This is a genomic window from Pantoea sp. M_10, from assembly GCF_008631515.1.
Taxonomy (GTDB): Bacteria; Pseudomonadota; Gammaproteobacteria; order Enterobacterales; family Enterobacteriaceae; genus Pantoea; species Pantoea anthophila.
Genome location: NZ_VWUL01000011.1, coordinates 109,806 through 119,980 on the forward strand (window position 1 = coordinate 109,806; position 10,175 = coordinate 119,980).

The 10,175-nt window shown below is 53.6% G+C and carries 9 protein-coding genes; 3 read left to right on the forward strand and 6 right to left on the reverse strand.

The genetic code is table 11. The annotated features are described in order from the left end of the window. Positions 1–38 precede the first annotated feature (38 nt). Positions 39–1,412, reverse strand: coding sequence for an oxygen-independent coproporphyrinogen III oxidase (gene hemN / locus F3I47_RS21285; protein WP_150030357.1), 1,374 nt, complete (start codon positions 1,410–1,412; stop codon positions 39–41). A 233-nt stretch (positions 1,413–1,645) separates the two neighbouring features. Beyond that, complete coding sequence (gene yihI, locus F3I47_RS21290) at positions 1,646–2,170, reverse strand: Der GTPase-activating protein YihI (protein WP_009088161.1); 525 nt, start codon at positions 2,168–2,170, stop codon at positions 1,646–1,648. A gap of 549 nt (positions 2,171–2,719) precedes the next feature. Here yihI and yihA point away from each other — a divergent pair. Beyond that, positions 2,720–3,355 carry a ribosome biogenesis GTP-binding protein YihA/YsxC gene (yihA, locus tag F3I47_RS21295; RefSeq protein WP_150030356.1) on the forward strand — a complete coding sequence of 212 codons (636 nt, stop codon included), beginning with the start codon at positions 2,720–2,722 and terminating at the stop codon, positions 3,353–3,355. A 418-nt stretch (positions 3,356–3,773) separates the two neighbouring features. On the opposite strand, the gene polA is transcribed toward yihA, so the two are convergent. The 4 genes from polA to F3I47_RS21320 form a co-directional block, all read right to left on the reverse strand. Continuing rightward, positions 3,774–6,560 carry a DNA polymerase I gene (polA, locus tag F3I47_RS21300; RefSeq protein WP_150030355.1) on the reverse strand — a complete coding sequence of 929 codons (2,787 nt, stop codon included), beginning with the start codon at positions 6,558–6,560 and terminating at the stop codon, positions 3,774–3,776. Positions 6,561–6,938: 378 nt separating this feature from the next. Continuing rightward, on the reverse strand, positions 6,939–7,568 hold the full coding sequence (gene dsbA / locus F3I47_RS21310; RefSeq protein WP_009088168.1) for a thiol:disulfide interchange protein DsbA: 630 nt from the start codon (positions 7,566–7,568) through the stop codon (positions 6,939–6,941). Positions 7,569–7,594: 26 nt separating this feature from the next. Further along, positions 7,595–8,581, reverse strand: a complete 987-nt coding sequence (locus F3I47_RS21315) for a serine/threonine protein kinase (protein WP_009088169.1) — start codon at positions 8,579–8,581, stop codon at positions 7,595–7,597. 45 nt (positions 8,582–8,626) lie between these two features. Then, a complete protein-coding gene (locus F3I47_RS21320) occupies positions 8,627–8,902 on the reverse strand; it encodes a YihD family protein (protein WP_046100879.1) in 276 nt (91 codons plus the stop codon). Between the two features lie 39 nt (positions 8,903–8,941). Between F3I47_RS21320 and mobA the strand changes: the two genes are divergently transcribed. Together mobA and mobB are read left to right on the forward strand one after the other, a co-directional pair. Further along, positions 8,942–9,508, forward strand: coding sequence for a molybdenum cofactor guanylyltransferase MobA (gene mobA, locus F3I47_RS21325; protein ID WP_150030353.1), 567 nt, complete (start codon positions 8,942–8,944; stop codon positions 9,506–9,508). A gap of 1 nt (position 9,509) precedes the next feature. Then, complete coding sequence (gene mobB / locus F3I47_RS21330) at positions 9,510–10,016, forward strand: molybdopterin-guanine dinucleotide biosynthesis protein MobB (protein WP_150030352.1); 507 nt, start codon at positions 9,510–9,512, stop codon at positions 10,014–10,016. Positions 10,017–10,175 lie beyond the last annotated feature (159 nt).

The window sequence follows — 10,175 nt, forward strand, 5'->3', positions numbered from 1 at the left end:
GTTCAGTTCGGGCTGGCGAGGTCTGCCAGCCCGTTTCTTTAGATCACGCGCGAAAACTGCTGCTGACGAACTTTCTGCCGCAGATAGCGATCAAAGCACATGCAGATATTGCGGACCAGCAACCGGCCAATCCCCGTCACTTCCAGCCCCGTCGTCGTCTGCTCCACCAGCCCGTCGGCAATTAAGGGTTTCAGCAGCGCCAGATCTTCAGCAAAGTAGTCATGAAAGCAAATTCCCCACTGCGCCTCTGTTGCGGAAAAATCGAGCGAAAAGTGGCAAATCAGTGTTTTAATCACATCCCGCCGCAGACAGTCATCGCGGGTTAAGGCGACGCCGCGCCACAGGCCATTCCCCTGCTGTTCCACACTGCTGTACCAGCTGTTAAGGTCTTTCTGGTTCTGCGCATAGCTGTCACCCACCATGCTGATGGCGGAGACACCCAGCCCCAGCAAGTCGCTGTCGCCCTGCGTCGTGTAACCCTGAAAATTGCGATGCAGCTTCCCGTCGCGCTGCGCGACAGCCAGCTCATCCTGCGGCTTCGCAAAGTGATCCATGCCGATATAGTGATAGCCCTGCTGCGTCAGGGTCGCGATGGTCTGCTGCAAAATATCCAGTTTCTGCCGGGCCGAGGGGAGTTCATCCTCTTTGATTTTGCGCTGTGCCGCAAACAGCGCCGGCAGATGCGCATAGTTGAAGACGCTGAGACGGTCCGGATTCAGCGCCACGACCCGCTCCAGCGTCCAGGCGAAGCTGTCGGGCGTCTGCAGAGGTAAACCGTAGATCAGATCGATGCTGGTTGAGCGGAAGCCCTGTTCACGAGCGCGGGCCATCAGACTGAAGATCACCTCCTCATCCTGCACCCGGTTAACCCGCGCCTGCACCGCTTTGTTGAAGTCCTGCACGCCCATACTGAGACGATTAAAGCCCAGCGATCGGAGATGATCGATCATATCCGGCGCCATTTCCCGCGGATCGACCTCGATCGACATTTCGGCATCATCGGTCACATTGAAGTGTTGCTTCAGCAGGCCCACCAGCCGCGAAACCTGCTGCCTGTCGAGAAAGGTCGGTGTGCCGCCGCCCCAGTGAAGCTGTGTCACCCGGCGCTGGCGGAACAGCGGCGCGCGCTGAATAATCTCCTCCTCCAGCACATCCAGATAGCGGTCTGCTTTGTGGCGCTGACGCGTCACCTGCTTATTACAGCCGCAGAAGTAGCAGAGACGGTGGCAGAAAGGGATATGAACGTAAAGCGACAGCGGACGCCCGGGATAACGCGCCACGGCATGCTGAAAATCGGTTTCCGTATAGTCTTCGCTGAACTCCAGCGCAGTGGGATAGGAGGTGTAACGTGGCCCGGCGTAATTGTACTTTTCAATTAACGCCTGATCCCAGGCAATCTGCAGCGATGGCATGCTCACTCCTTCCGGTGACGTCGTCTGAGAGAAGGTCGCGAAGAAGAAGGGATGAAAGGTGAGCGGGATGAGACCCGACGTAAACGTTGCTTCAGACGCGACAGGCGTCGTAGTTTAAACAATAACCACAGCAGATAACATGTCGCCAGCAGCGCGAAAATTGATCCAGGCCAAAACATTGTCGTTTACCTGAGAAGCACGGCATGCGGAACTCGCATGCCGATCAAATTTGCTTAGTTGCCCTTCAGCAGACGGTACATATCCTCTTCTGCCTGTTCATCTTCGCCATCGTCCATCACGATGCCTAACTGCTCCATCAGTTCGTCGATGCGATCCAGCGAGGCATCCAGCCAGCCCTGATCTTCTGCCGACAGCGTTTCGCCATTTTCCAGGCGATCCAGCAGCGCATCCAGACGTTCATCGTTTTCCAGCTTCGCCAGCTCTTCTTCCGGCGTCAGGCGCACTTTCTTCGGGGCTGCCGGTTTATCTGCACTTTTCTGTGGCCTGACGGCGGTGGTTTTGCCATCGGCGATCAGGGCCACCGGCTTCTTACTCCCGATGCGCGGATCTTTTGCGGGGGCTGACTGGCGTGCGCCATTGCTGTCCGACGCCGCCGGATTAGCACGGCTGCCAGATGCATGTCCGCGATGCTTTTTATCGCGTTTGCGATCGCGCGCTTCGAGGTTAATTTCGTCACGCGATTTGCGTTTGGCTTTGACGGCAGGTTTGCCGTGGGCAGCTCGTGCAGGTTGCTTCATAGTATTCGGTCCTGGCTTTTTTATTCAGTATAGAATTGCGGCGAAATCTAGCAGAAACCCGACAAAGAAAAAAGGCGACAGCTCAAGCTGTCGCCTTATTTCATACCTTCACAAGAAGGAATCATGTTTTAAATCCTTTTCGGCTCGTAACATCCCGGTCAATCCCGCGCCTGCTCAACTCCTGAGCTATTCCCTGTCCCTGTCTGGCCATGTCCCTGACCTGTTCCATTCCATCGCTCATTGCCATCCTGACATCCCTGAGCGCATCATCCTGATGTGTGCTGCCATTCACTGCACAATAATGTAGACCAACTGGTAAAAGCCTCAAGTCAGCGCCACCGATAGTTGGCTTAAAAAAAGAGCAAAAATTATTAACTCATTGAAATAGTGATGATTTTATTTTCAGAAATCCGCGTAAAAATCGACATAACCCGCAGCGCGAATGGTCAATCTCTTACATGGACTGTTATCACGACGCGATTGAGCACTTTCGCGCCATAACGCGTATAATCGCCGCCATTGCCCTAATGCGTTTTCTGGAGTGTTACCTTGTCTGAATTGAATTATCACGTTACCCACTTTGTCATGAGCGCGCCGGATATCCGTCATCTGCCTGCCGATACCGGAATTGAGGTGGCTTTTGCTGGCCGCTCGAACGCGGGAAAATCGAGTGCGCTGAACACGTTAACCAATCAGAAAGGGCTGGCGCGCACCAGTAAAACACCGGGACGTACTCAGCTGATCAACCTGTTTGAAGTTAAAGAAGGGAAGCGTCTGGTCGACCTGCCAGGCTACGGTTATGCCGAAGTGCCGGAAGAGATGAAGCTGAAGTGGCAGCGTGCGTTAGGCGAGTACCTGCAAAAGCGTCAGGCGCTGAAGGGGCTGGTCGTATTGATGGACATTCGTCATCCGCTGAAAGATCTCGACCGCCAGATGATTCAGTGGTCGGTGGAAAGCGCAATTCCGGTTCTGCTGCTGCTCACCAAAGCCGATAAACTCGCTTCCGGTGCCCGCAAAGCCCAGCTCAACGTCGTGCGTGAGGCGGCGCTTAGCTTCGGCGGCGATATCCAGGTAGAGCTCTTCTCATCGCTGAAGAAAATCGGCGTGGATAAGGTTCGTCAGAAACTGGACAGCTGGTATGCGATGCCTGATGAGGCGACTGAGGATCAGCACGGAAACGCGTGAGCAGCATCGCTGATCCGCTGACACTGCGGTAACAAAAATCCCAATAAAAAACGCCCCAGTCACAGAATGACTGGGGCGGCTAAATTCAGCCAAATCCGATTACGTGAAGTAAAAGGTCTGAAAGATAGAACATCTTACCTCTGTACCCTACGCGACGAACTTTACCTGATTTTTTGTGCCTGACAAAGGCTTTTTTGTTGCTTACTTACATCAAAACAGGACTTTTTTTACCATACCCGTCACAAAAATAGCGTTGTGATGTAGTTTAATGACGAAAAAAATGTTTAGCCGATAAGCAGTTAGAAACGCGCTTTCGCTCCCGGTGTCGCCCGGTTACAGCTGACCGCTCAACTAAACGAATTACTTATGCCTGAATCAGGGCCAGTTTTGTGCGACAGAACCGGCCCGGAGGCGGTAATCAGTGTGCTTCGTCCCAGTTGTCACCGACGCCGACTTCAACCAGTAACGGTACGTCGAGCTTCACACTGCCTTCCATTAACGCACGGATTTTCTTGCTGGCCGCTTCCACCGCCTCCGATTTCACTTCGAACACCAGTTCATCGTGAACCTGCATGATCATTCTTACTGCGCTGTCATTCTGCTGCTGAAGCCACTCATCCACGGCAATCATCGCGCGTTTGATGATGTCTGCTGCCGTTCCCTGCATCGGCGCATTGATGGCGGCACGCTCTGCGGCTTTGCGGCGAATCGCATTGCTGGATTTAATATCCGGCAGCCAGAGCCGGCGCCCTTCCAGCGTTTCAACATAGCCTTTATTCGCCGCCAGCTGCCGGGTGTTCTCCATATAGCGCAGTACGCCCGGATAGCGTTCAAAGTAGAGGTCCATATACTTTTTCGCTTCACCTGCACCGATGTTGAGCTGACGTGACAGGCCAAAGGCACTCATGCCATAAATCAGACCAAAGTTAATCGCTTTGGCGCTGCGACGCTGTTCTCCACTCACCTTATCCAGCGCGACACCAAACACTTCCGATGCCGTAGCACGGTGAATATCCTCACCCTGGGCAAAGGCATCCAGTAAGCCTTTATCCTGAGAGAGATGCGCCATGATACGCAGTTCAATCTGGGAGTAGTCGGCCGCCACGATGCGATAACCTTTATCGGCAATAAAGGCCTGACGGATTCGGCGTCCCTCGTCATTACGCACCGGGATGTTCTGCAGGTTAGGATCGGCAGAGGACAAGCGTCCGGTGGCGGTAACGGCCTGATGATAGGAGGTATGCACCCGTCCGGTCAGCGGATTGATCATCTGCGGCAGCTTATCCGTATAGGTCGATTTCAGTTTCGACAGGCCGCGATGCTCCAGGATCACTTTAGGCAGCGGATAATCGAGCGCCAGTTCGGCTAACACCTCTTCGCTGGTTGACGGTGCCCCACCCGGTGTTTTCTTCGTGGGTTTGATGCCCTGTTTTTCAAACAGAATCACCTGAAGTTGTTTCGTGGAGGAGAGATTGAAGGGCTCGCCTGCCAGCTCATGCGCTTTCGACTCCAGCTCAGCCAGTCGGGCAGTCAGCTCTTTCGAGTGTTGCGCCAGAATAGCCTGGTCGATCAATACGCCATTGCGCTCTATCCGGGAGATGACCGTCAGCAATGGCATCTCAATCTGCTCAAAGACGTTTCTCGGGCCCGCTTCTTTTTCCAGCTCAGGCCACATCTTCAGATGCAGCTGCAGCGTGACATCGGCATCTTCGGCAGCATAGTGGGCTGCCTGCTCTAACGCGATCTGATTGAACGTCAGCTGATTTTTACCTTTACCGGCAATCTCCTGGAAAGTGACCGTTTTATGTTTAAGCCAGCGAGCAGCCAGGCTATCCATATCGTGTTTGCCCACCACGCTATTGAGGATGTATGACTCCAGCATGGTGTCAAACCGGATACCGGCCAGTTCAATATCGTAGTTCCTGAGGACGCCGCGATCGTATTTCAGATTCTGGCCCACTTTCCAGGCACTGGCATCTTCCAGCAGGGGCTTGAGCTGCGCCAGAACGGCGGCGCGATCCAGCTGCTCAGGCGCATCAAGATAGTCATGGGCAACCGGCAGATAAGCCGCTTCACCGGGCGCCACCGCGAAGCTGATGCCGACAATATTTGCACTCAGGGTATCAAGCGCATCGGTCTCCAGATCAAAGGCAAAGACGTCGCTGTTTTTCAGCTTCTCCAGCCAGCTATCAAAGAGAGCCTGATCCAGAATGGTCACGTAATTATCGGTTGGCAATACGCTGCTGGTTTCCACCACGGGTGCCGGCTCATCGGACAGGGCTTTTTGCGCCTGCGTATTGCTCTTTTTCCCCTGCAGCCATTTACCGTCCTGCAGATCGCTCAGCCAGCGTTTGAACTCATAACGGCTGAACAGAGACTGCAGTGCCTCAATATCGGGATCGGTCACCGTCAGCTCTTCACAGGGCTGTGCCAGCTCAACGTCGGTTTTGATGGTCGCCAGCTGATATGAGAGGAAGGCCACCTCACGATTCTGCTCAAGTTTGGTCGCCATCGTTTTGGCACCGCGAAACGAGAGATCGGCCACTTTATCCAGGTTGTCATAGATCGTCTGCATGCTGCCCAGCCCCTGCAGCAGCGCCTGTGCGGTTTTTTCACCCACGCCCGGTACGCCGGGAATGTTATCTGAGCTGTCGCCCATCATGGCAAGGAAGTCGATAATCAGCGCGGGAGGGACACCATATTTCTGCTCGACCTCTTCCGGCCCGAGAATGGTATTGGTCATGGTATTAATCAGCGTAATCCCTGGCGAAACCAGCTGCGCCATATCTTTATCGCCCGTGCTGATCAGCACTGAACGGCCCTTCTTTTCAGCCTCCAGCGCCAGCGTACCGATCACATCGTCCGCTTCCACACCGCTCACCGCCAGCAACGGCAGCCCCATCGCCCGTACCATCTCGTGCAGCGGCTCAATCTGCGCGCGCAGATCGTCCGGCATTGGGGGGCGGTGAGATTTGTAATGCTCGAACAGTTCGTCTCTGAAGGTTTTGCCTTTGGCATCGAACACCACAGCAACGTGACTCGGATTATACTGTGCCAGCAGGCTTTTCAGCATGTTGAGCACGCCGTACATGGCGCCAGTCGGTTCACCTGCACTGTTGGTCAGCGGCGGAAACGCGTGATACGCGCGATAAAGATAGGATGAGCCATCAACCAGAATCAGGGGATTTTCTGCAATTTGCGCCATAAGTCTGTGTAGTCTTCGTTGCTGTGAGTTGGACTATAAGGATGCCACAACCTGGCAGAAATGGTGAACTAAGGCGTGCCGCGTGGACGTTTTTTCACATTTCCGGAGGCAGGATCGCAACGATCGGGTTGTGGATAACTTTGTGCGTAAAAATGATAACGCGCGATCCCTCAGGCGATCAGGCAATTTATGAGCAAATAAAATGCTTATTTTTCATATGCTTTATCAATTACCGTGACGTGATCGCCATTTTCAATAGCGTGATCCCTTGTGTGGATATTAAATTTATGCCCTGGAGATGGACAAAACCGTCGCGCAATTAAGAAGCATAAAAAAAACGCCAGCAGGCGCTGGCGTTTCACGAGTGCAGAAGGCTGATTACTTCTGGCTTACCAGGAATTTAACGACGTTGGCATAGTCTGCAACGAAATTATCCATAGAGCTGGTATCCAGCCCGCCATTGTTCACCATGTATTTGCCATTAACGAACATCGCAGGCACACCACGCAGATCGACATCAGCCGCCGCTTTCTGCTGCTGGGCAACTAAGGCTTTAACTGCGAAGCTGTTCCAGGCTGCATCGTAATCAGAAGAGGAGATCCCGGCCGCCTGAATAAAGGCCTCTTTCAGACTGGCAGGATCGGTAATGGTCTGCGTTTTCTGAATGCCATCGAAGATCGGTGCCGTAACCTTGTCTTCCACACCCAGCGCCATTGCTACCGCCCAGGCCTGAGTCACGACCGGCCCGAGATCACCGCCGAGGAAATCGACGTGATATTTCACCAGTTTGGTGTCAGCAGGCAGGTTCTTTTTAACCGCGTCATTAACGTGATAAATGCGTTCAAACTGATAGCAGTGCGGGCAGAAAAACGAGAAGAACTCCATCACCTGAGGTTCGCCGGCCACGGGTTTCTGCAGACTGACATATTGTTTACCTTCAGTGAACTGGGCAGCAGACGCGCTGAATGCCAGCACTAAACCCATCAGTGCAAACCAAATCTTTTTCATCGTGAAACACTCTCCTGACTACGTCATTAATATTGCGGTGTCAGCTGCAGAGGAGGTTCCTGCAACAGCTTCTCCTGCTCGGTGAATAGCGAAATTTGCCTGCGCCAGAAATCTTCATCTGTCATCCAGGGAAACGCACGCGGAAAAGCGGGATCCTGCCAGCGTCTGACGACCCAGGCCAGATAATAAACCATGCGCATCGCGCGTAAAGGTTCAATCAGTGACAATTCATTAATATCAAAATCGCTGAATTCACCGTAAGCCTCCAGCAGGATATCCCACTGAATACGCTGTTCCTGTCGATCGCCGCTGATCAGCATCCAGAGATCCTGCACCGCCGGGCCATTACGGGCGTCATCCAGATCGACAAACAGCGGCCCATCGCGCCACAGAATATTTCCCGGATGGCAGTCACCATGTAATCGTAGCGGCTGCCATCCGGTATGCCAGTGCTGCTGCAGCGCCTCTCCCAGCTTATCAACCGCCTGTAGCAGCATGGCTTTCAGTGAATCAGGAACCAGCTGAGCCTGCTCCAGCACCTGACGCGGTTCGTGCAGATACTCATCCAGTCCCATGACTGGCCGGTGACTGAACAGCGCTTTGCGACCGGTCTGATGAAGACGCCCCAGAAAACGACCTACCCACTCCATCTGATCTTCGTTGTCGGTCTCATATTGCCGCCCGCCCAGACTGGGAAAGAGCGCAAAGAAAAAGCCCGCATGGCTGTGCAACGTCTCGCCCTGAAGCCGCAGCGGTGCCGCAACAGGGACCTCGTCAGCCAGCAGATCGAGGGCATACTGATGCTCTTCCGCAATCTGTTCGGCACGCCAGCGCTGTGGACGATAGAATTTGGCGACATAGCGACGTTTTTCATCATCGCTGAACTGATAGACCCTGTTCTCATAACTGTTCAGGGCTGTCAGTCCCGATTCGACGCGGATTCCTGTACCCCAGAGCGCATCAAGCAGTACGTCGGGGTTCAGTGTCTGGAAGTTGAAAGCAGCGTCGCTCATTCTGTTACCTGTGGTTGCCCTTGCATGTAGCTGCCAAGGATAACACTACTCGTCCGGTTTAATGACACCCCGCGCGCGGAGGAGTGCCGTTTTAAAATCGACTTCATAATCTTTTTTCAGCCCCGGAATGGCATCATCGCTGGCTGAGTCACGCATTTTGAGATGGTAAATTAATATATCGTCCGTTAATTCACTTAACGGGCCACGGAAACCAGATTCCTGAGCCAGTTTCTGCAAAAATGTGACCAGATTAAGGTCAGGCTCTTTTTGCCAGGCGGGTTGCAGCAATTCCAGCAATTCATTCAGGCGATGGCATTTCATTTCGTTTTCTCCAGGTACGTAATCAGCGAGGGTACTGTCATGACAGCATTAACCGGCATCATTCTGGCGGGTGGTCAGGGCCGCCGTATAGGTGGTCTGGATAAAGGGCTGGTGCAGCTGGATGGCAGACCGCTTTACCAGCATGTTCTTGAGCGGCTCAGGCCACAAGTCGACATTGTCATGATTAATGCGAATCGTAATATTGATCGCTATCAGCTAAGCGGGTGTCGCGTTATAGAGGATGTTTTTGACGATTACCCGGGCCCGCTGGCTGGCATCTACAGTGCCTTGATCGCCATAGAAGGGGAATGGGCGGTTTTTTGCTCCTGCGATACCCCCGCGATTCCTCTTAACTTTGTGGAAAAACTGATCCATCAACGCAGAGAAGCACCCGCAGTATGGGTTCGCTCGCAGACGCGCGATCACCCTACACTCGCCCTGATTCACCGTGACATGGCAAAAGCCCTTTTTGACTATCTGCAGGCCGGAGAGCGGCGCCTCATACAGTTCCTGCGCGATCATGGTGGTCATGCGGTCGCGCTGGATGATGATGAATCCGCCTTCCGCAACATCAATACGCCAGACGATCTGAAAGAGAGAACCTGATATGTCACTACCCTTACTTGCCATTGTGGGCTGGAGTGGAACCGGTAAAACCACGCTGTTGCAGCAGGTGATTCCGCTCCTCAGTGGCAAAGGCATTCGCGCGGGGTTGATCAAGCATACCCATCATCAGATGGATGTGGATACCCCAGGTAAAGATAGCTATCTGCTCAGAAAGGCGGGGGCCAGTCAGGTCATGGTCGCCAGTTCAGAACGCTGGGCGTTGATGTGTGAAACGCCGGATCAGCCGTCGATTGATCTGTCTTATCTGGTCAGCCGCATGGATCACGCTTTACTTGAGGTGGTGCTGGTCGAAGGCTTCAAAGATGAACCTGTTCCAAAGATTGTTTTATGGCGCGAGGGGGTTAAGGGTGGGATCGAAGAGCTGCTCGATGCGCGGACAATAGCGGTTGCCACCGACCAGAAATTAGCGCTGGACGTACCGGTTCTGGATATAAATTGTCCGGGCAGCGTTGCAGATTTCATTGCTGAGTGGCTGAAAAGCCGCTGAGGATGGTATTACACTGCGATTTTTCACGATCGGCAGACGTAAAAAAGCCCCGCACGTCGGTGCGGGGCTTCTTCACTTGTATAATGCCTGGCAGTTCCCTACTCTCGCATGGGGAGGCCCCACACTACCATCGGCGCTACGGCGTTTCACTTCTGAGTT

Coding starts and splice junctions, on each gene's coding strand:
- hemN (WP_150030357.1), bottom strand. CDS start 1,412: ATGCCATCGCTGCAGATTGCCTGGGATCAGGCGTTAATTGAAAAGTAC.
- yihI (WP_009088161.1), bottom strand. CDS start 2,170: ATGAAGCAACCTGCACGAGCTGCCCACGGCAAACCTGCCGTCAAAGCC.
- polA (WP_150030355.1), bottom strand. CDS start 6,560: ATGGCGCAAATTGCAGAAAATCCCCTGATTCTGGTTGATGGCTCATCC.
- dsbA (WP_009088168.1), bottom strand. CDS start 7,568: ATGAAAAAGATTTGGTTTGCACTGATGGGTTTAGTGCTGGCATTCAGC.
- F3I47_RS21315 (WP_009088169.1), bottom strand. CDS start 8,581: ATGAGCGACGCTGCTTTCAACTTCCAGACACTGAACCCCGACGTACTG.
- F3I47_RS21320 (WP_046100879.1), bottom strand. CDS start 8,902: ATGAAATGCCATCGCCTGAATGAATTGCTGGAATTGCTGCAACCCGCC.
- mobA (WP_150030353.1), top strand. CDS start 8,942: ATGACAGCATTAACCGGCATCATTCTGGCGGGTGGTCAGGGCCGCCGT.
- mobB (WP_150030352.1), top strand. CDS start 9,510: ATGTCACTACCCTTACTTGCCATTGTGGGCTGGAGTGGAACCGGTAAA.